Source organism: Allgaiera indica (assembly GCF_900106675.1).
In the GTDB taxonomy this organism is placed as follows: domain Bacteria; phylum Pseudomonadota; class Alphaproteobacteria; order Rhodobacterales; family Rhodobacteraceae; genus Acidimangrovimonas; species Acidimangrovimonas indica.
The window spans coordinates 1-21,018 of the sequence record NZ_FNOB01000036.1; the positions used below are offsets into that span (position 1 = coordinate 1).

At 65.4% G+C, this 21,018-nt stretch carries 17 protein-coding genes, 1 tRNA gene and 3 pseudogenes; 20 read left to right on the forward strand and 1 reads right to left on the reverse strand.

Annotated features, from left to right (window positions below; all coding sequences use genetic code 11):
• The 4 genes and pseudogenes from BLV97_RS20945 to BLV97_RS19365 form a co-directional block, all read left to right on the forward strand.
• A pseudogene (locus BLV97_RS20945) lies at window positions 1–83 on the forward strand (IS5/IS1182 family transposase); the annotation flags it as partial.
• Between the two features lie 209 nt (window positions 84–292).
• Window positions 293–1,666: a sensor histidine kinase gene (locus tag BLV97_RS19350; protein WP_035840388.1), complete on the forward strand. Its 1,374-nt coding sequence runs from the start codon at window positions 293–295 to the stop codon at window positions 1,664–1,666.
• Between the two features lie 541 nt (window positions 1,667–2,207).
• Window positions 2,208–2,462 (forward strand): metal-sensing transcriptional repressor, encoded by a 255-nt coding sequence (locus BLV97_RS19360; RefSeq protein ID WP_035840395.1) that lies wholly within the window; start codon window positions 2,208–2,210, stop codon window positions 2,460–2,462.
• A gap of 7 nt (window positions 2,463–2,469) precedes the next feature.
• On the forward strand, window positions 2,470–3,789 hold the full coding sequence (locus BLV97_RS19365) for a cation diffusion facilitator family transporter (protein WP_035840399.1): 1,320 nt from the start codon (window positions 2,470–2,472) through the stop codon (window positions 3,787–3,789).
• Window positions 3,790–3,846: 57 nt separating this feature from the next.
• Here the strand turns inward: BLV97_RS19365 and BLV97_RS21320 are convergent, their stop codons facing one another.
• On the reverse strand, window positions 3,847–3,999 hold the full coding sequence (locus BLV97_RS21320; protein ID WP_160169162.1) for a hypothetical protein: 153 nt from the start codon (window positions 3,997–3,999) through the stop codon (window positions 3,847–3,849).
• A gap of 90 nt (window positions 4,000–4,089) precedes the next feature.
• Between BLV97_RS21320 and BLV97_RS19370 the strand changes: the two are divergent.
• From BLV97_RS19370 to BLV97_RS19445, 16 genes and pseudogenes are all read left to right on the forward strand, one after another.
• Window positions 4,090–4,341 (forward strand): annotated as a pseudogene (locus BLV97_RS19370) (hypothetical protein); the annotation flags it as partial.
• Between the two features lie 182 nt (window positions 4,342–4,523).
• The gene (locus BLV97_RS19375; RefSeq protein ID WP_035840402.1) at window positions 4,524–5,009 is read left to right on the forward strand and encodes a (2Fe-2S)-binding protein; all 486 of its coding nucleotides are present in this window, start codon (window positions 4,524–4,526) and stop codon (window positions 5,007–5,009) included.
• Window positions 5,010–5,072: 63 nt separating this feature from the next.
• Entirely contained in the window at window positions 5,073–7,436 is a 2,364-nt protein-coding gene (locus BLV97_RS19380) for a xanthine dehydrogenase family protein molybdopterin-binding subunit (RefSeq protein ID WP_035840405.1), read from the forward strand.
• An 11-nt stretch (window positions 7,437–7,447) separates the two neighbouring features.
• Window positions 7,448–8,236: an FAD binding domain-containing protein gene (locus BLV97_RS19385; protein WP_035840407.1), complete on the forward strand. Its 789-nt coding sequence runs from the start codon at window positions 7,448–7,450 to the stop codon at window positions 8,234–8,236.
• Between the two features lie 254 nt (window positions 8,237–8,490).
• Window positions 8,491–10,986: a heavy metal translocating P-type ATPase gene (locus BLV97_RS19390; protein ID WP_051645941.1), complete on the forward strand. Its 2,496-nt coding sequence runs from the start codon at window positions 8,491–8,493 to the stop codon at window positions 10,984–10,986.
• A 57-nt stretch (window positions 10,987–11,043) separates the two neighbouring features.
• On the forward strand, window positions 11,044–11,247 hold the full coding sequence (locus BLV97_RS19395) for a CopZ family metallochaperone (RefSeq protein ID WP_035840409.1): 204 nt from the start codon (window positions 11,044–11,046) through the stop codon (window positions 11,245–11,247).
• Window positions 11,248–11,493 (forward strand): glutaredoxin family protein, encoded by a 246-nt coding sequence (locus BLV97_RS19400; RefSeq protein WP_035840412.1) that lies wholly within the window; start codon window positions 11,248–11,250, stop codon window positions 11,491–11,493.
• A gap of 203 nt (window positions 11,494–11,696) precedes the next feature.
• Window positions 11,697–12,203, forward strand: coding sequence for a peptidylprolyl isomerase (locus tag BLV97_RS19405; protein WP_035840415.1), 507 nt, complete (start codon window positions 11,697–11,699; stop codon window positions 12,201–12,203).
• Complete coding sequence (locus tag BLV97_RS19410) at window positions 12,196–12,810, forward strand: peptidylprolyl isomerase (RefSeq protein WP_051645942.1); 615 nt, start codon at window positions 12,196–12,198, stop codon at window positions 12,808–12,810. Before BLV97_RS19405 ends, BLV97_RS19410 begins: the two co-directional genes overlap by 8 nt.
• Window positions 12,811–12,992: 182 nt before the next feature.
• Window positions 12,993–14,024, forward strand: coding sequence for a cysteine synthase A (locus BLV97_RS19415; protein WP_035840417.1), 1,032 nt, complete (start codon window positions 12,993–12,995; stop codon window positions 14,022–14,024).
• Window positions 14,025–14,125: 101 nt separating this feature from the next.
• Window positions 14,126–16,603, forward strand: a complete 2,478-nt coding sequence (locus BLV97_RS19420) for a DUF3772 domain-containing protein (protein ID WP_051645943.1) — start codon at window positions 14,126–14,128, stop codon at window positions 16,601–16,603.
• Complete coding sequence (locus BLV97_RS19425; protein ID WP_035840420.1) at window positions 16,600–17,322, forward strand: alanyl-tRNA editing protein; 723 nt, start codon at window positions 16,600–16,602, stop codon at window positions 17,320–17,322. Before BLV97_RS19420 ends, BLV97_RS19425 begins: the two co-directional genes overlap by 4 nt.
• Window positions 17,319–19,400: a potassium transporter Kup gene (locus tag BLV97_RS19430; RefSeq protein ID WP_081824967.1), complete on the forward strand. Its 2,082-nt coding sequence runs from the start codon at window positions 17,319–17,321 to the stop codon at window positions 19,398–19,400. The genes BLV97_RS19425 and BLV97_RS19430 overlap by 4 nt, the downstream gene beginning before the upstream one ends.
• 102 nt (window positions 19,401–19,502) lie before the next feature.
• Window positions 19,503–19,592, forward strand: a tRNA-Ser gene (locus BLV97_RS19435).
• A 409-nt stretch (window positions 19,593–20,001) separates the two neighbouring features.
• Window positions 20,002–20,610, forward strand: coding sequence for a hypothetical protein (locus tag BLV97_RS19440; RefSeq protein WP_092164206.1), 609 nt, complete (start codon window positions 20,002–20,004; stop codon window positions 20,608–20,610).
• 28 nt (window positions 20,611–20,638) lie between these two features.
• Window positions 20,639–21,018, forward strand: a pseudogene (locus BLV97_RS19445) (IS5 family transposase); the annotation flags it as partial.

The following is a 21,018-nucleotide window of genomic DNA, read 5'->3' on the forward strand; positions in this document are numbered from 1 at the left end:
GTGTCGCAACACGATACGATAGATGTCCGAAGGTCTTCCTCTCAGCCATCGCCCTTGCCGCAACTGTCATCTATTGGCTATGAGTCCTCACCCTAGAGTTCGTGAGCGATCAGCGCCTCGTCCTCGACGATGACTGCTGTTTGCCAGTTTATTTTTGTGCCTGCTCGTCTTAAAAGCGAACCTAAAGGTATCGAATCCGTTCCAAATTTTATCATTCGTATTAACCGGGTGTCCTGCCGAAGGCGAGTTCGTCACCTGCTGCCAGAGGTACCGTGTCATCGAAGCCGCCACGTTGCATCAGATCGACCACGCCGAGATCGTGGCAAGCCTCCGGGAAAGTCTTCTCGTCCTGACGGATGAATTGGTCGTGGAATACGCCAGCGACCGATTCTACCAAACGTTCGGCGTCAGGCGTCAGGAGACCCTCGGGCGCCCTTTGCCGGACCTTGGCAACGGCCAGTGGAACATCCCGGACCTGCTCGACCAGTTGGAGAGGATTCTCCGGGGGGGCGTAGCCGTCGAAGACTTCGAGGTCGATCATGTGTTCGAGCACGTCGGGCGCCGGGTGATGCGCCTCAATGCCCGGAAAACCATTCGCCCCGGCAACGGCTCGCGGCGCATTCTCGTGGCCATCGAGGACGTGACCCGCGAGAGCGATGCAGGCGCCGAACTGGAGCGGCAGCGTATCCTGTCCAACGGTATCGTGGACACGCTCCGGGAGCCGTTGCTGGTGCTTGATGACCGCCTGTCGGTGGTCACGGCCAGCCGATGCTTCTACGCGACCTTCCAGGTCGATCGGGAGGCGACCATCGGACGTCGGCTTGACGATCTCGGGAACGGCCAGTGGGATATTCCCGAGCTTCTGGACCTGCTGACCGACATCGTGCCGCGGAACGCTTCGGTCGATGACTTTGAGGTCCGGCACACCTTCCCGAACATCGGCGAGAAGATCATCCTGCTCAACGCTCGCAAGGTCTTCCGGGAAGGCAATCACACCGGGATGCTCCTGCTGGCGATGCAGGACGTGACCGAGCGACGGCGGCTTGAAGCCGAGCGCGAGGCCGCCCTTGAGCAGGCCGGGCGTCTGCTGGAAGAACTCAACCACCGCGTCATGAACAGCCTGTCGATGATCGGCGCGATCATCGCAATGGAGGCTCGGTCATTGACCGATGCGGAGTGTCAGGCCGCCTTCAACCGGATGCGCGCCCGCATCGAAGCGGTCGCCACATTGTATCGCAACCTCTCACATGCGCATTCGGTCGATACGGTTCAGGCCGACGTCTACCTCTCGACCCTTGTGAGGGATCTTGTTGCCTCGTCCAGCGGCGCGGTGAACGTGGCGCTCGAATTCGACATCGCGGCAGAGCCTCTTTCGACGCGGATCGCGGTGCCGCTGGGGCTGATCCTCAACGAGATCGTCACCAACAGCCTGAAGTATGCCTTCCGCGAGCGCTCGGAAGGCCGCATGGGCGTCAGTCTCGCAAGCCAAAACGACACGATGACCGTCTTGATCTGGGACGACGGACCGGGCATCGATCCGGCGGCTAGCGTGGTTTCCGGCCTGGGACAGAAGCTGACCGAAGCCTTTTCCGGTCAGCTCGGCGGCGCGATTCACAGGAACAGTGGGCCCGATGGAACGCGCTACACGCTGACGATCCCGCTCTGACGCTCGCCCTTTGGTTCCCGGCATCACTCCGCCATCGGGTCAAGCGCGTCGCCTTCCAGGATTTCGCCAGTCCCGGGTCTCTCTCCGTCCTTCATCCACTCCAGCGACATACCGTCGAGGCTCGCCGGTGGCAGCCGGGATGACAGATGCTGTCCGGGCTTCACTGTCGGGTAGTCAGTAGCCGAAAACTCAAATGTTTCCAGTGCTGGCGCCATTGACCCAATTGGGTCCACCCTTTCGCAAGCGGGCATTGGAATAACCGCAGCGAAAGCTCACTTTGTCCCAGTGGCTGGCATCCGACAGGACAAGGCCGCGCTGATTCCCGCGACCAGCTGACTGCTTGGAGAGGCCAGTCCCACAGCGCAGATTGCCGTCCTGTGCAACACACCCGGATGGACTTGTAGTGCGCCCCTCGACTTTTTCTTGCCCCGCCAAATGAGACCCTGGCGATCGTTTTCTCGATTAGATGCCGCCACGCCTGGCCCGGCCGCGAACACCGAAAGTCATTGCCATATCCCCCGGGGGAGGATATGTCCCGGGCATGCAGCACGCCTCTCATCCCGACATCATTCTGCGCCTGAAGCGCGCCCACGGACACCTTGCCAGCGTGATCGAAATGTTCGGTACCGGGCGCCCTTGCCTCGACCTGGCCCAACAGCTCCATGCCGTCGAGGCAGCGATCGCCAAGGCGAAGCGCGAGATGATCCACGACCACATCGAGCATTGCCTTGCAGATGCGGGCGAGGAGGCCGCGGAAACCATCCGCGATTTGAAACTGATCACGAAATATCTTTGAGGGCACCATGTGGGCGAAGGTCAAGGACTGGTTCGGCGCGCAGGCGGGATACGGCCACCATCACGGACACGTTCATCGCCACGGCCATGGGCATGATCACGGCTCGCACGGCCATTCCCATGGCGTGATTGATGCCACCATCGCCTCGACCGCGCGGGGCATATGGGCAATCAAATGGTCTTTCGTCGTGCTCTTCGTTACGGGCGTGATGCAGATCGTTGTCGTCGTCTTGTCGGGCAGCGTTGCCCTGCTTGCCGACACGATCCATAACTTCGCCGATGCCACGACTGCCCTGCCGCTCTGGCTCGCCTTCGTGCTGGCGCGCCGCCCCGCATCCAAGAGGTTCCATTACGGCCTGGGTCGGGTCGAGGATCTCGCGGGGATCGTGATCATCCTGATCATCCTGTTCAGCGCCGTGGTCGCGGGCTACGAGGCGATCGACCGTCTGATCGACCCGCGCCCTGTCACCAACCTTGGATGGCTGGTCGCCGCCGGGCTTGTGGGCTTTGTCGGCAACGAAGCGGTCGCGGTGTTCCGCATTCGGGTCGGGCGAGAGATCAACTCCGCGGCACTGATCGCCGATGGCTACCATGCCCGCACCGACGGACTGACCAGCCTTGCGGTCGTTGCCGGGGCACTCGGAGTTTGGGCCGGATTCCCGCTGGCCGATCCCATCGTCGGCCTTCTGATCACCGTGGCGATCCTGGGCATCGTCTGGCAATCGGCGCGTTCCGTCCTGACCCGCATGCTGGACGGAGTGGAGCCAGAACTGATCGGGGAGATCGAGCACGCGGCTGCGCATGTGCCCGGGATCAACGCGGTCAACGAAATCAAGGCGCGCTGGCTTGGCCACAAGCTGCATGTCGACGTCGCGATCGCGGTGGATGAGGGCCTGTTGCTTGCGGAGGCGCAGAATATCGCGGAAACGGTCAAGCACGAGCTTTTCGAACATCTTCCGGCGCTCTCCGTGGCGCAGGTCCGGTTTGGCCAACTCGCCGGCGATCAAGCGCATGCCCCAGCCGCCGTGCGGGTCGATACCTCACTTGCACGCGGCCTACTTCAGATCGTAGAGACGGATGCGGGCGAGCGGATGCGTCTGCGCTTGTCGCACCACGTCACCGACTTGCGGGCCGCCGTCGAGATCGAGCGAGGCGCAGGTCGCACTGAGACGCTCGACCTCCTGCCTTTCGATGGGGACCATCACCTGCTGCAAAGCGCTGTCGCGCCGGAAGAACCCCATAGTTTCGGGGCAACGCTGAAACTGTCGGCAAGCGGTGCGGAAGCGCAGCAGCGCTTCAGGATGGAGGAGCCGGACCATCACCACTGAAAGGTGACGCGGTCGCTCGGTCTGCGGGGCCAAGCTAAGCCCAGCAGTTCATTTCGCTCAAGTCTTCTCCGACCTCTCCCAACTTCGATCAGGCTTGGCCCCGACCTTGCTGTTCGCATAGAGCCATGGCCTGTAGAGCACCCGGTAGAGGTTGAACACTTCGATCACGCCGCTCTTGCGGCGAACATATGCATCGACCCCAAGTGTCATCACTGTCTTCTTCTCTGGACGGCGCCGAGATCGATGTGGGAATTCGATGAGATCGTCCCTCCCGCGTAACCTGAGGGGCCGGGTTGAACCTGGTCGGGTTATCATGTCCGAAGTCGGATCGAGGCGAAGATGCCCTCGCCGGTTCTCTCGAACCGGTGGCGTTCACCGGCTCGGCCTCAAGTCCTTCGGAGAGAGGATCGCCTCACGAGACCCGGACCGCCAGACCGCCGAAATCCAGACCCGCATCATTCGCCACTGGCGCTCGAACCGGTGGCGCGGCAGGGCTCATTCATGAACCGCTTCAATTCTCTCAGCCGGGCCGAGATCGAACGCATCGTCTAAGGCTACCGGGGGAAGGGGGAGGCTCGTCTCGAAGACGACTTCCGCATCAATGCCCAGACAGCCCTCCGTTTCGTGCCGCCTCCCACCATCGTGCGGCTTATGGCCGCGATTCCCTGTTTGCGATCGCGTGCTCGCGTGCTTTACTCGCCCCGATTCACAGAAAATTCCCGAGGGAGGAGAGAATGCCAAAGGTCTCCATGACGGTGAACGGCAAACCCGTTTCCGGCGAGGTCGAAGGCCGCACGCTGCTGGTGCAGTTCCTGCGCGAGACGCTCGGCCTGACCGGCACGCATGTCGGCTGCGACACCAGCCAATGCGGCGCCTGCACGGTCCATGTCGGCGGCAAGTCGGTGAAGTCCTGCACCACCTTCGCGCTGGATTGCGACGGCGCCGAGGTCGCCACGATCGAGGGCATGGCGAATGCCGATGGCTCGCTCGGCACGATCCAGCAGGCGTTCCAGGATCATCACGGGCTTCAGTGCGGCTTCTGCACGCCGGGCATGGTGATGAGCGCCGCGGCGCTGTTGAAGGAAAACCCCAAGCCGACCGAGGCCGAGGTGCGCCATTATCTTGAGGGCAACATCTGCCGCTGCACCGGCTATCACAACATCGTCAAGGCGATCCTCGCGGCATCCGGCCAGGACATCAGCGCGATCGCAGCAGAGTGATATAGGGCTTTTTATCAATGCTTTGCCGGGCGTTCTTGTCGCCTGGCGCGAAGGGAGGAAATCATGCCGAAAGATGGACATATCGGCCCCGCGACCAAGCGGCGCGAGGATCTGCGGTTCCTGACCGGCAAGGGCCGCTACACTGACGACATCAACATCCGCGGTCAGGCCTATGCGCAATTCCTGCGCTCGAACGTGGCGCATGGCCGGATCCGCGGGGTCGACACCGCCGCCGCCGAGTCGATGCCGGGCGTCATTCGCATCTTCACCGGCAAGGATTTCGAGGGCATCGGAGGCCTGCCCTGCGGCTGGCAGGTGACCGACAAGCACGGCCAGCCGATGCTGGAGCCCGGCCATCCGGTGCTGGCACAGGGCAAGGTGCGCCATGTCGGCGATCCGATCGCCGTGGTGGTGGCCGAGACCGAATCCCAGGCCCGCGACGCGGTCGAGGCGATCGAGGTCGATATCGAAGAGCTTTCCGCGGTCGTCGACATGAAGGCCGCCGTGAAGGAAGGCGCGCCCCTGGTGCATGACGATATCGGCTCTAACCTGTGCTATGACTGGGGCTTTGTGGAAGAGAACAAGGCTGCGGTGGACGAGGCCTTTGCCAAGGCCGACCACGTCACCACGCTGGAATTGGTGAACCAGCGCCTGACCGCGAACCCGATGGAGCCGCGCGTCGCGGTGGGCGATTACGACAACACCACCGATCAGCACACGCTGTATACCACCTCGCAAAACCCGCATGTGATCCGCCTGCTGATGGGCGCCTTCGTGCTGGGTATCCCGGAACACAAGCTGCGCGTCGTGGCGCCCGACGTGGGCGGCGGGTTCGGGTCAAAAATCTTCCACTATGCCGAAGAGGCCTTCGTCACCTTCGCCGCCAAGGCGATCAATCGCCCGGTGAAATGGACATCCAGCCGGTCCGAGGCGTTCCTGTCCGACGCCCAGGGCCGCGACCATGTGACGAAGATCCAGCTCGCGCTCGACAAGCAGGGCCATTTCCAGGCGCTTCGCACGGAAACCTACGCGAATATGGGGGCCTATCTTTCGACCTTCGCGCCCTCGGTTCCGACCTGGCTGCACGGCACGCTGATGGCGGGCAACTACAAGACCCCGCTGATCTATGTGAACGTGAAGGCGGTATTCACCAACACCGTGCCGGTGGACGCCTATCGCGGCGCCGGCCGCCCCGAGGCGACCTATCAGCTGGAACGCGTGATCGACAAGGCCGCGCGCGAAATGGGGATCGACCCGATCGAATTGCGGCGCAAGAACTTCGTCACCGAATTCCCCTATGCCACGCCCGTCGCGGTGGAATACGACACCGGCGATTACGAGGCGACGATGGCCAAGCTCGAAGAGATCGCTGATCTCAAGGGGTTCGAGGCCCGCGCCGCCGAATCGAAGAAGAACGGCAAGCTGCGCGGTCTGGGCGTGAACTGCTATATCGAGGCCTGCGGTATCGCGCCTTCGCATCTGGTGGGCCAGCTCGGCGCGCGCGCGGGGCTTTATGAAAGCGCGACGGTGCGGGTGAACGCCACCGGCTCGCTGACCGTGATGACCGGCTCGCACAGCCACGGGCAGGGGCACGAGACCGCCTTTCCCCAGGTGGTGGCCGACATGATCGGGATCGACCCGTCGATGATCGAGATCGTGCATGGCGACACCGCCAACACACCGATGGGGATGGGCACCTACGGGTCGCGCAGCCTTGCCGTCGGGGGCTCTGCCATCGTGCGGGCGACCAACAAGATCATCGACAAGGCCAAGAAGATCGCGGCCCATCTGCTGGAGGCGTCGGAAGCCGATATCGAACTGAAGGACGGCAAGTTCTCGGTCTCGGGCACCGACAAGTCGGTCGATTGGGCCGGGGTGACGCTGGCGGCCTATGTGCCGCACAACTACCCGCTGGAAAGCCTCGAGCCGGGGCTGGAAGAGACCGCCTTCTACGATCCGTCGAACTTCACCTACCCCTCGGGCGCCTATGCCTGCGAGGTCGAGGTCGATCCCGACACCGGCAAGGTCACGATCTGCTCCTTCGCCGCGGCGGATGATTTCGGCAACATCGTCAATCCGATGATCGTCGACGGTCAGGTTCACGGCGGGATCGGGCAGGGGATCGGCCAGGCGCTGTTGGAAAACACCGTCTATGACGAGAACGGCCAGCTTCTGTCGGCCAGCTACATGGATTACGCCATGCCGCGGGCCTCGGACGTGCCGTTCTACACCGTGGACCATTCCTGCCAGACGCCCTGCACCCACAATCCGCTGGGGGTGAAGGGCTGCGGCGAGGCCGGGGCGATCGGGTCCCCGCCGGCGGTGGTCAACGCGGTGGTCGATGCGCTGCGGCGCGGCGGCCACGACGTGACCCATATCGACATGCCGCTCAGCCCCGCGCGGGTCTGGGAAGCGATGCAGAAGTAAGGAGAGGCGCTATGTACAATTTCGATTTCGAACGGCCCTCGACGGTGGACGAGGCGGTCAAGGCGCTTCAGGCCGAAGATGCCCAGGCGCTCGGCGGCGGGCAGACGCTGATCCCGACGCTGAAGCAGCGCCTCGCGGCGCCGGCCAAGCTGGTCAGCCTCGCGGGGATCGCGGCGATGAGGTTCGTGAAGACCGAAGGCGGCAAGCTTTGCGTCGGCGGCGGCACCCCGCATGCGGTGGTGGCGGACGAGGCCGCGAAAAGCTTCCCCGCGCTGGCCAAGCTCGCGGCCAACATCGGCGACCCGGCGGTGCGCAACAAGGGCACCGTGGGCGGCAGTCTGGCCAACAACGACCCCTCGGCTTGCTACCCGTCAGCGGCGCTGGCCTGCGGCGCCACCATCGTGACCAACAGCCGCGAGATCACCGCGGACGACTTCTTCCAGGGCATGTTCGAAACCGCGCTGGAGGAAGGCGAGATCATCACCGAGGTGCGCTTTCCGATCCCGCAGGCCGCGAACTACCAGAAGTTCGAGCAACCGGCCTCTCGCTTCGCGCTCACCGGGATTTTCGTCGCGAAATACCCCGATGGCGTGCGGGTCGCGGTGACCGGGGCCTCGGGCGACGGCGTGTTTCGCTGGACCGAGGCCGAGAAGGCGCTGTCTGCGAATTTCTCGGCTGATGCGATTGCAGGGCTCTCGGTCGATCCGGACGGGATGATCGAGGATCTGCACGGCTCTGCCGCCTACCGCGCCCATCTGGTGAAAGTGCTGACCGGCCGGGCCGTGACCGCGGCGCGCTAGCATCGAAGCGCCCGGCTGAACGCTGGTTCGAAGATGGGCGGCGGCTTCGGCGGCCGCCCATTGCGTTACCGCCCTGCACCAGCCGCATCGCTTCCCCTTTTCATTGTTCCGAAAATATGCCGGGGGCGCAGGGGGCAGCGCCCCCGCAAAAAAAAAGCGATCACCCCCTTGAGCTTCCAGTTACGGGAAGGCCTATCTCCACTCCACAAGCGCCGGAAGCCGCCTTCCCGCGCCGCATAGCTGGAGATTTCGCCATGGAGACCGCCACCGCCGTCGCGCCGCCCAATTCCGCCACTCAGGCGCTTTCGATCGATGTCGAGGGCATGACCTGCGCCTCGTGCAGTTCGCGGGTGGAGCGCGGGTTGAAAAAGCTGGAAGGGATTTCACAGGCCGGGGTGAACCTGGCCACGGAACGGGCCGAGCTGCGCTTCGATCCGAAACAGATCTCGGCCACCCAGATTGTCGCGGCGATTCAAGATACCGGCTATACCCCGGTCAGCGCCGAGCTGGAGCTGGCGGTCGAGGGCATGACCTGCGCCAGTTGCGTCGGCCGGGTCGAACGTGCGTTGACGCGCGCGCCGGGCGTTCTGGAGGCTACCGTCAACCTTGCGACCGAGCGTGCAAAGCTGCGCTACCTTCCCGCCATGACCGATGCCGGGGCTCTGGCTGCGGTGGTGACCGACGCGGGCTACGCCGCCCATCCGATCGGCGACGCCACCGAGGCGGCGGCCGACGAGGCCGACAAGCGTCGCGCCACGCGGCGTGCGATGGGCCGCGACGTGGCGCTGGCGGCGGGCTTCGGCGCGCTGATCGTGATCATCAGCATGGGCGCCACGTTCGTGCCCGGTTTCGCGCGGGTCTTGCAGGCCACCAGCCCCTTTGCGGGGTTCTGGGATTGGACGCAGCTTGTTCTGGCCAGTGTGGTGCTGTTCTGGCCTGGGCGGCGGTTCTTCCGCCCCGGGCTGATCGCCTATCGCCACCTCGCGCCCGACATGAATTCGCTGGTCGCCACCGGCACCGGCGCGGCCTGGGCCTACAGCACGCTGGTGCTGCTGGCGCCCGGTCTGTTCCCGCCCGAGGCGCGCCATATCTATTTCGACAGTGCCGCAGTGGTGATCGCGGCCGTCCTGGCCGGCAAATATTTGGAAGAGGTCGCCAAGGGCCGCACCTCATCCGCGATCCGCAAGCTGGTGGGCCTCCAGGCCAAGACTGCCCGGCGCCTGGATGCCGATGGGCAGGAACGTGACATTCCGGTCGCGCAGTTGCGGGTGGGCGACCGTATCGTGGTGCGCCCTGGGGAACGTCTTCCGGTGGATGGCACAGTCGTCGAGGGCCGCGCCCACGTCGATGAAGCCATGCTGACCGGAGAGCCCCTGCCTGTGGTCAAGGACCTGGGCGACGAGGTGGTTGGCGGCACCGTCGATCAGGACGGACGCCTGGTGGTCGAGGCGACCTCGGTCGGTGGCGACACGGTGCTGGCGCAGATCATCAAGCTGGTGGAAAGCGCCCAGACCGGCAAGCTGCCGATCCAGGGGCTGGCCGACCGGGTGGTGCGGGTGTTCACGCCGGTGGTGCTGCTGATCGCGGCGGTCAGTTTCACCGCCTGGATGCTGATCACCGGCAATGTCAGCGAAGCCTTGATCGCCGCGGTCGCGGTGCTGGTCGTGGCCTGCCCCTGCGCGATGGGGCTGGCCACGCCGGCCGCGATCATGGTCGGCACCGGCCGCGCGGCGGAACTGGGCGTGCTGTTTCGCAAGGGCGAGGCGCTCGAGACGCTGTCGCATGTCGATACCGTTCTGTTCGACAAGACCGGCACGCTGACCGAAGGCCGCCCGGTGCTGGTCGATCTGGTCGAAACCACGCCGGACGAGGCGCTGCGCCTTGCCGCCGCGCTAGAGGGCGGATCGGAGCATCCCCTGGCCCGCGCCATCGTCGGCGCCGCGCAGGAAAAGCGGCTGGACCTGCCGCAGGTCGATGATTTCCGTGCCATCGCCGGCCACGGGATCGAGGGCCGCGTCGGCGGCCGCCTGATCCGGGTGGGCGCGCGGCGGTTCCTGGAAGGCGAGGGCATCGCGCTGGGGGATCTGGCCGATCGCGCGGCGGAACTGGAAGGTGCGGGCCGCACCGTGGTCTATGTTTCGGCCGATGATCGCGCCCTGGGCCTTCTGGCGATTGCCGACCGCGCCAAGCCCGAGGCCAAGGCCGTGGTCGCGGCGCTGCACAAGCGCGGGGTTTCGGTCGCCATGGTCACCGGCGACGGCCGCGCGACGGCGCGCGCGGTGGCCGATCAGCTTGGCATCGACGAGGTCCACGCCGAGGTGCTGCCCCAGGACAAGGCGCAGGTGGTGACGGATCTGCAAGGCCAGGGCCATCGCGTGGCCTTCATCGGCGACGGCATCAACGACGCGCCGGCGCTGGCGCAGGCGGATGTGGGCATCGCCCTGGCCAGCGGCACCGACATCGCCATCGAGGCCGCCGACGTCACCCTGACCCGCGGCCAGCTGGGCGAGGCGGTGACCGCGCTGATGACGGCGCGGCGCACCCTGGGCAACATTCGCGGCAACCTGTTCTGGGCGTTCTTCTACAACGTCCTGCTGATCCCGATCGCCGCAGGCCTGGCCGCGCCCTGGGGCGTGCATCTGAACCCGATGGTGGCGGGCGTCGCGATGGGGCTGTCGTCGGTCTTCGTGCTGGGCAACAGCCTGCGGCTGCGACGCCTGCAAGCCTTCGACACGGGCGCCGCGGGCTAACGGCCCTGTCGCCCGGACCCATTCCAATCCAACCAAGACCCTGAAAGGAGAAAGACCATGAGCGAGACCAAACTGAAGATCACCGGCATGACCTGCGGCCATTGCCAGCGTGCCGCGACAAAGGCGCTAGAGGGCGTCTCCGGCGTCGAAAGCGTCGAGGTGACGCTGGAGCCGGGCGCCGCGGTGGTGACCGGCGCGGCCGATCCCGCGGCGCTGATCGAGGCGGTGCGCGAAGAAGGCTATGAGGCCGAGGTGGCCTGAATGGCCGAGGTGATCCTTTACACCAGCCCCGGCTGTCCCGACTGCGCGGCGGTGAAGCGCTTTCTGAACGCGCGCGGGGTCGCCTTCGAGGAACGCGACCTGTCGCGTCCCGGTGTACCGGAAGAGGCCAAGGCGCGCTACGGCGTGCGGGTCGCGCCGATCACGGTGATCGATGGTGCTGCCTCTTACGGCACCTTCGCGGACCAGAAGGCGCGGCTCGAATCGGCCTTCGGGCCGGCTTCCTGACCGCGCGACAGGCGGCGCCCCCGGTCCCCGGGGGCGCCGCCGTGACCGGCGATGGCCGGGCACCGGGCGCAATATGACGCCCAATGCGGGGCGCGGCCCTTCCGGCGCCGCCCCGCCTTGCGCCCCATTGCCCCCTTTCGTTCCACGTTCAGGCTGGATAGGGTGCCCCCGACCCGGACCGACGCAACTGCAAGGAACGCCAAATGGCAGAGATCAAGGACCCCGAGAACACCATCATCATGGAGCTGAAGGACGGCCAGGTGGTGATCGAACTGCTGACCGACATCGCGCCGCAGCACAGTGCCAGGATGAAGGAACTGGCCCGCGCCGGCGCCTATGACAACGTGGTCTTCCACCGCGTCATCGACGGTTTCATGGCCCAGACCGGCGATGTCGCCAACGGCAATGCCGAGAAGGATTTCAACCTGGGTCGCGCGGGCACCGGCGGCTCTGACCTGCCCGATCTGCAGGCGGAATTCAGCCGCATCCCGCACGACCGCGGCACCCTGGGCGCGGCGCGGTCGCAAAACCCGAACTCGGCCAACAGCCAGTTCTTCATCAACTTCAGCGACAACCATTTCCTCAATGGCCAGTATACCGTCTACGGCCGGGTCATCGAGGGCATGGATCATGTCGACAAGATCACCCGTGGCGAGCCGCCGGCAAGCCCGGACCGGATGATCAGCGTCAAGGTGGCCGCCGATGTCTGATCGCGGGATCTTCACGCGCCGCGCGTTCGGCGCACTGGCGCTGGCCGCGGGGCTGGGCCTGGGCGGCCTGACGGCGGCGCTTCCGGCACAGGCCGCGGGGACGCCGAAGCTGGTGATCCAGGTCGACAGCGCCAGCGGCACGCCCAAGGGAAAGGTGGTGATCCAGCTGATGCCAAAGGTGGCCCCCAAGGCCGCCAAGCGGCTGGAGACGCTGGCCCGCGAGGGCGCTTATGACGGCGTCGTCTTCCACCGGGTCATCGCCGGCTTCATGGCCCAGACCGGCGATGTGGAATACGGCAAGCATGGCGGCGATCTCAGCCGTGCCGGTATCGGCGGGTCGAACCTGCCCGACCTGCCGGCAGAGTTTTCCGACGTGCCCTATACCCGCGGCATCGTCGGCATGGCCCGCGCGCAGGATCCGAACTCGGCCAACAGCCAGTTCTTCATCATGTTCGCTCCGGCGCCCAATCTGAACGGCCAGTATACCGTCGTCGGCAAGGTGATTTCGGGGATGGATGTGGTCGACAAGATCAAGAAGGGCGATGCGGCGATGAACGGAAAAGTGACCGATCCCGACTACATGGCCAAGGTGACGGTCGAGGAATAGGGGGCTCTGACCCCGCCCCGGCCTGGGTCGGGGCTTCCCCGGGATATTTCCGCCAGAAAGAAACAGGGCGGTTCGCAGGAGCCGCCCTTTGCGGTCGCGGAACGCATATCACCGCATGGGGCGCGGCAGTTGCACCCGGCAATCCGCGCCCCTATCAAGGATGACGAGAACAGGAGGCCCGCATGCGCATCTGCAACGACCTGGCCGAAGCGATCGGCAACACCCCCCTCATCAAGCTGCGCGCCGCGTCCGAGCGCACCGGCTGCACCGTTCTGGGCAAGGCCGAGTTCATGAACCCCGGCCAGTCGGTGAAGGACCGGGCCGCGCTTTACATCATCCGCGACGCGATGGCGCGCGGCACGCTGCAGCCGGGCGGCACGATCGTCGAGGGCACGGCGGGCAATACCGGCATCGGGCTGGCGCTGGTGGGGGCCTCGATGGGGTTCCGCACGGTGATCGTGATCCCCGAAACACAAAGCCAGGAAAAGAAGGACATGCTGCGCCTGGCCGGGGCGGAACTGGTGGAGGTGCCGGCCAAGCCCTACCGCGATCCGAACAATTATGTAAGGTATTCGGGCCGGCTGGCGGCGGAATTGGCCAAGACCGAGGCGCGGGGCGCGATCTGGGCCAACCAGTTCGACAACGTCGCGAACCGCCAGGCGCATATGGAAACCACCGGGCCCGAGATATGGGACCAGACCGGCGGCAAGGTCGACGGCTTCATCTGCGCGGTGGGGTCGGGCGGCACGCTGGTGGGCACCGCGATGGCCTTGCAGCCCAAGGGCGTGAAGGTAGGCATCGCCGATCCCGACGGAGCCGCGCTGTACAGCTATTACACGACGGGCGAGTTCAAGTCGCAGGGCAATTCGATCACCGAGGGCATCGGCCAGGGGCGGATCACCGCGAACCTGGAAGGCTTTACCCCCGACATGGCCTACAACATCCCCGACGCCGAGGCGCTGCCCGTGGTCTTCGACCTGCTGTCGCAGGAAGGGCTGTGCCTGGGGGGCTCGTCCGGGGTGAACGTCGCCGGCGCGATCCGCATGGCCGAGGAAATGGGCCCCGGCCATACGATCGTGACGGTGCTTTGCGATTATGGCACGCGCTACCAGTCGAAGCTTTTCAACCCGGCCTTCCTGCGCGAGAAGGGCCTGCCGGTGCCCGCCTGGATGGACCGCGCGCCCGCCGATCTGCCGCAGGTCTTCAAGGGATGAAGCCGCGGGCCCCTTGCTGGCGGCGTAAACCGGCGCCGGGCCGGGGGCGGGGGCCGGGTGGTGTTCTGGGTCCTGTTCCGGCGATTTTGCTGGCGCTTGTTATGGGGATCACGCTGGCGGGGCTTTGGCCCGGCGCGGCGCCCGTGGCCGCGCAGACGACCCCGGCGCCGGCGCAGCTGGCTCCGGGCCAGACGCAGGGCGGCACGAAAGCCCCGCCCTCGACGCGAAAGGCTCAGAAGCCCCCCGATTTCAAGGCCTGGGAACAGGTCGCGAAACAGGCCGAGTCGACGATCAATTCCCCGCGTGCGACCAATGTGGCGCTGGAACAGCTGCGCGCCCGGCTGGTCGACTGGCGCAGCGCCTTTCAGGCCGCGCAGTCGACCAACAAGACCCGGATCGAGACGCTTCAGACCCAGATCGACGCGCTGGGGCCTGCGCCCAAGAAGGGCGAGACGGAGGCGCCCGATGTCGCCAGGAAGCGCGCCGAACTGAATGCCCAACTGGCCGAGCTGAAGGCGCCGGGCCAGCAGGCCGAACAGGCCTATGCCCGTGCCGACGGGCTGATCCGCGAAATCGACGGCATCATCCGCGACCGCCAGGCCGCGGCGCTGATGCAGCTGTGGCCGTCGCCCGCCAATCCGTCGAACTGGCCCGCGGCCTATGCCACGGTGACCCATACGCTGGGCCAGCTCTGGTCCGAGGTGTCGGACGCCTGGGCCAGCACCAGCCTGCGCGACCAGATGCGATCGAACCTGCCGGTGATCATCGGCTATCTGATCTTCGCGGTCCTCATGCTCAGCCGCGGGCGGCGCTGGTTCGAGCAGATCACCCAGCGGCTGCAGGGCAATGCCTCGGCGCGCGGACGGCGGATCGGGGCGTTGGCGCTGTCGCTGGGGGTGGTCGCGGTGCCGATGGTCGGCCTTGTCGCGCTGTCCGAGGCGGTGCGCGCGACCGGCATGGTCGGCGCCGTCGGTGGCGCGCTGTTGTCGGCGCTGCTGGTTGCGGGCTTCATGGTGTTCGTGTCGCTCTGGCTGGGGGGGAGGATCTTTCCCAAGGGCGACGTGGCCGATCCGCCGTTCCGGCTGGTGGCCGAGCGCCGCGCCGAGGGGCGGGTGTATGTCTGGGCGCTGGGGCTGCTTCTGGGCCTCAACACGATGCGCAAGCTGGTGCTGGTGCCGCCGACGGGGGTGGATGCCAATGCCGCCAACGCGGTGTTGGCCTTTCCGCTGCTGGTGCTGACCGGGCTGGTGCTGGTGCGCCTGGGCCAGTTGCTGCGCCGCCACGCCGCCAATGCCGAGGCCAGCGAGGACGACAAGACCTATCGCGACTGGGTCACAGGCCTGGTGGGGCGGGTGATCATGATGCTGGGGACAGGGGCGCCGGTCTTCGCGCTGATCGGCTATGTGCCGGCCGCGACGGCGGTGCTGTATCCGGCGGCGGTTTCGCTGGCGCTGCTGGCGCTTTTGATCATCCTGCAGGGTTTGGTGGGCGATATCTATACCATGGTCGCGCCGAACGACGAACGCGGCGCGGACGGGCTGATTCCGGTGCTGATCGGCTTTGGCCTGGTGATCCTGTCGATGCCGCTTTTCGCGCTGATCTGGGGCGCGCGTCCGTCGGATCTGGGCGAGATGTGGACGCGGGCCCAGGCCGGCTTTTCGATCGGGGCGACAAAGATTTCGCCGTCGAACTTTATCGTCTTCGCGGTGGTCTTCACGCTGTGCTACATGGCCACCCGCCTGGTGCAGGGGGCGCTGCGATCCTCGGTGCTGCCCAAGACGCGGCTTGACCAGGGCGGTCAGAACGCCGTGGTGTCGGGCATCGGCTATCTTGGCATCTTCCTGGCCGGTGTAGTGGCGATCACCGCCGCGGGGATCGATCTGTCCAGCCTGGCCATCGTCGCGGGCGCGCTGTCGGTCGGCATCGGCTTTGGCTTGCAGAACATCGTGTCGAACTTCGTTTCCGGCATCATCCTTCTGATCGAGCGCCCGGTCAGCGAGGGCGACTGGATCGAGGTCGGCACCACGATGGGCACGGTGCGCTCGATCTCGGTGCGCTCGACCCGGATCCAGACCTTCGACCGCACCGATGTGATCGTGCCCAATTCGGACCTGATCACCGGGGTGGTGACCAACTGGACGCGCTACAATCTTAACGGCCGGCTGATCCTGCCGGTGGGGGTGGGCTATGGGTCCGACACCCGCCGCGTCGAGAAGATCCTGATGGAGATCGCCCAGGCGCAGCCGCTGGTCACGGTGAACCCGGCGCCGGCGGTGGTGTTCCAGGGCTTCGGCGCCGACAGCCTGAACTTCGAGATCCGGGTGATCCTGCGCGATGTGAACTTCATTCTTCAGGTGCGGTCGGACATGAACCACGAGATCGCCCGCCGGTTTGCCGAGGAAGGCATCGAGATCCCCTTCGCGCAGCGCGACATCTGGCTGCGCAACCCCGAAACCCTGTGGGCGCACCGTAAGGCCGAGGCCCATGCGCCCGGCGATCCCGACAGCGCCGGCAAGGCGGCCGGGGGCCAGGACCGGATGTCGGAGGCCGCCAAACCCGATGCGGAGGACATGACATGAGCACCCAGATGCTGTTTCGCGACGATCCCTACATGGTCGAGGCCGAGGCCACCGTCGTGGCGCATACGCCCGAAGGCGGGCTGGTGCTGGATCGCTCGGTCTTCTACCCGACCGGCGGGGGCCAGCCGGGCGACAGCGGCCAGCTGCAATTCGGCGGCGGCCGGCTGCCCATCGCCACCGCGGTGAAGGGCGAGGCCGGCCAGATCGTGCTGGTGCCGGCCGAAATCTCGACCCTGCCCGAGGTCGGAACCGCCGTCACCCAGCGTCTCGACTGGCGCCGCCGGCATCGGCACATGCGCATCCATACCGCGCTGCATCTTCTGTCGGTGGTGATCCCGCTGCCGGTGACCGGCGGCCAGATCGGCGCCGACAAGGGGCGGGTCGATTTCGACATGCCCGAGCCGCTCGAAGACCCCGCCGCGATCGAGGCCGCGCTGAACGCGCTGATCGATCGCGATCTGCCGGTCGGGGTGGAATGGATCTCGGAAGAGGAACTTGCGGCCAATCCGGGCCTGGTAAAGACGATGTCGGTCTCGCCGCCGCGCGGGGCAGGGCGGATCCGGCTGATCCGGATCGGGACGGGCGCGGATCAGGTGGATCTGCAGCCCTGTGGCGGTACCCATATCGCGCGTACCGGCGAAATCGGCGCGGTCACGCTTGGCAAGATCGAGAAGAAGGGGCGCCGCAACCGGCGTGTCTCGATCTTTCTCGACGCATGAACGGCGCCTCGGGCGAGGACGGCGGCTCGGCGCCCGCTGAAGAGGGGGCGGCCGGGGCGGCCCCCGTCGCGCAAGATCCGAAGGCCGCCGATGCGGGGGCCCCTGCGGACGCCGGGACGCGGCCGGATCCCGGCCCGTCCGGCGATATCGATACGTCCGACCCCGATGCCGATCTGGCGCAACTGATCGAGGCCGACCATGGCGGCGAAGAGCGCCGAGGCCCGGGGCAGGGCGGTCTGGCGGCGCTGGCGCTGGGGGCTGTCGGGGTGGTTTATGGCGATATCGGCACCTCGCCGATCTATGCGCTGCGCGAGGCGCTGCGACCTGTCGCGCACCAGGGGCTGGTGCCGTCGGCCGCGCTTGGGGTCTGCTCGCTGCTGATCTGGGTGCTGGTGATCATCGTGACCCTGAAATACGTCACCTTCCTGCTGCGCGCCGACAACCGGGGCGAGGGCGGGGTGCTGGCGCTTTATACGTTGGCGCGGGTGGCCTTCGGGCGCCGGGTGCTGGCGCTTCTGGCCCTGGCGATTGCGGGGGCCGCGCTGTTCTTCGGCGACGCGATCATCACGCCGGCGATCTCGGTCCTGTCTGCGGTCGAGGGGATGGAATTGATCGCGCCCGGCCTGTCGGATTTCGTGCTGCCGGTGACATTGGGCATTCTAGTCGCGCTGTTTGCAGTGCAAAGCCGCGGGACCGAGGCGATTTCCGCCGCCTTCGGGCCGATCACCGCGCTGTGGTTCGTGGTGCTGGGGGTGACCGGGGCGCAGCATGTGCTGGCCGACCCTTCGGTTCTGGCGGCGCTCGACCCGCGTCACGCGCTGTCCTTCCTGTCGCACTCGGGGCCGCGCAGCTTTCTGGTGCTGGGGGCGGTTTTCCTGGCGGTCACCGGGGCCGAGGCGCTGTACGCCGATCTGGGCCATTTCGGCAAGGCGCCGATCCGGCTGGCCTGGTACGGGCTGGTGTTCCCGGCCCTGGCGCTGAACTACTTGGGACAGACGGCGCTGGTGATGGGCGACCCCGCGGCGCTGCGCAATCCGTTCTTCCTGATGGTGCCGGGTTGGGCGCTGCCCTTCCTGGTGGGATTGGCCACCTGCGCCACGGTGATCGCGGCGCAGGCGGTGATTTCGGGGGCCTATTCGATGACCCGGGCCGCGATCCAGCTGGGCTTTCTTCCGCGGCTGTCGATCCGGCATACGTCGGGCCGACACAGTGGGCAGATCTACATCCCGGCGTTGAACTGGATGCTGTTCGTGGGGGTGATCTGGCTGGTGCTGGCGTTTCGGTCCTCGAATGCGCTGGCCTCGGCCTACGGGATCGCGGTGACCGGCACGATGATCGTGACCACCGCGCTGGCCGTGGTGCTGGCGCGCCGCGGCTGGCATCGCAGCCTTGGGCTGATCGCGGCCCTGGCACTGCCGTTGGTGGCGCTGGAACTGGCCTTCCTGGCCGCGAACCTGCTGAAGCTGCCCGACGGGGGCTATGTGCCAGTGACGCTGGCGGTGGTGCTGGGCGTGGCGATGGCAGCCTGGTGGCGCGGAACCCAGCGCCTGCGGGCGCGCGAACGGTCCGAGCGGGTCGATCTGCAGCAATTCATCGCCTCTGTCGAAGACTCTGGCGCCGCCCGCGTGCCGGGGACTGCCTTCTTCCTGACCGGCGATCCCGGCGCGGTGCCGGCACCGCTGCTGCACAACCTGCGCCACAACCGGGTCCTGCACGATCAGAACGTCATCCTGACGATCGAGACCTTGCGAGTCCCGGTCGCACGCCCCGAAGAGCGCGCGGAATATGATCCGATCGACGCGCATTTTTCGCGGCTCACGCTGAATTTCGGTTTCATGGAGACGCCCAACCTTGGCCTGGCGCTGATCCAGGCGCGGCGTGCGGGGCTGAAGTTCGACGTGATGTCCTCGACCTTCTTCCTGGGGAGGCGCAAGCTGGTCGCGGGCAAGGGGCGCGGTCTGCGCCGCTGGCTGGATCGGCTGTATGTCGGGCTAGGGCGGTTCTCGGCCGATCCGAGCGAGTTCTACCATCTGCCCCGCAACCTGGTGGTGGAGTTGGGCACGCGAACGCGGATCTGAAGGCGATGGCGATGATATGCTGCGCGAACTTTGGATAAGGCGCGCGGGCGGCGCGGTTTGCGCTTGCGGTCCGGGGCTTGGGGATTGTAAGCAGGCCCCCACGGAGCGGTGGCCGAGTGGTCGAAGGCGCACGCCTGGAAAGTGTGTAGGCGGGAAACCGTCTCGAGGGTTCGAATCCCTCTCGCTCCGCCACTTGCACATCGCAAACCATAGATGAGGTCCCTGACGGGACCTTTTTTCTTTTTGTTTCAAAGGCATTTAGCGAGGCCATCCGACTTTCGCAGACTGGTGTTTCGACCGAAATAGGTCTCTGAACGCCCTGCGTCTCTTTCCACCCGCCCTCCACCCAAATCGAGACGTATTCAAAAAGATGCGCCTTTTCAGTAGCTTGGTGAAGTTGGATTGCGCCGCAGTTGAGGCGGGTTTGTCTGCTCTCGGTGCGAACAGAGACACTCGAAGGCGGCGTGGTGCTTCGTGCAACGTCGAAACAGAGCGGGGGCTGGAGTATTGAAACAGCCGACGTTTTCTTTCATCATCAAGGGTGTTACGCCCTGCCTGCCATGAGACAGCCTCGGTAATTGAAAATGCGCAAGAGGCCAACTTGGGTAAATCGTCGTCAGATCACCTGCTGGACTACATCCGACCGCTAGCGCGGGTACTGAAGGCCGCAAGGTTGATAACCAGCGCTCTCGGCGTGGTTGCGATTGCCGTAGGCCAGACTTGGATGACTTCGCAGACGGTATGGCAGAATGAGTGGGCGTCGTTCATATTTTGGTGCGGGGTCGGCGCGATAGTCGTTACGGGTTTTATCCTCCTATTTTTTGAGAAGGATAGCGCGTCGCTGTTACTGGATTTACACGATAGCGAGGTATTGATCAGTGATCAGTCAGACCATATTCGTTACTTGGAACGACGCGAGGAGATCCTTCTTTCTTGGCAGTCAGTAACCAAGCTTCTTGCTGAGCTGTTGGATCAGGCGCTTACCGATTCCGATCTCAACCCTGAGAAGAAGAAAATCTTCTACACTGCAGTTGTTGAAATACTTGCCGACTATAAATTTTCGTTGTTCCGGATCGCAGATGAATACTGCAATATTTCGATCTACGAACATTCCGCCGAAACGGAGAGTCTGGGGTGCACTGCCTGTTACCGATCGCGTCCATCCGATGCACTAGGGTCAGGACCCATTGATTTCCGGTTGGCCGCGTGATTCACAGTTCGAAAAACGAGCGGTGAACATGTCTGATCTCTTCTGGCTGACGGATGCGCAGATGGCGCGTCTTGAGCCCTTCTTCCCCAAGTCACACGGCAAACCCCGCGTTGATGATCGGCGCGTGTTGAGTGGAATTATTTTTATCAATCGCAATGGTTTACGGTGGCGCGATGCCCCTGCTGCCTATGGGCCGCACAAGACGCTGTACAACCGTTGGAAACGGTGGAGTGACAAGGGCATCTTCGCCCGGATGATGGCCGGTCTGGCCGCCGAGCATGGCGAAAAGAAGACTGTGATGATCGACGCCACTTACCTGAAGGCACACCGAACAGCGACCAGCATGGGCGTGAAAAAGGGGGGCGTGGACGCCTGATTGGCCGGACAAAGGGCGGCATGAACACCAAG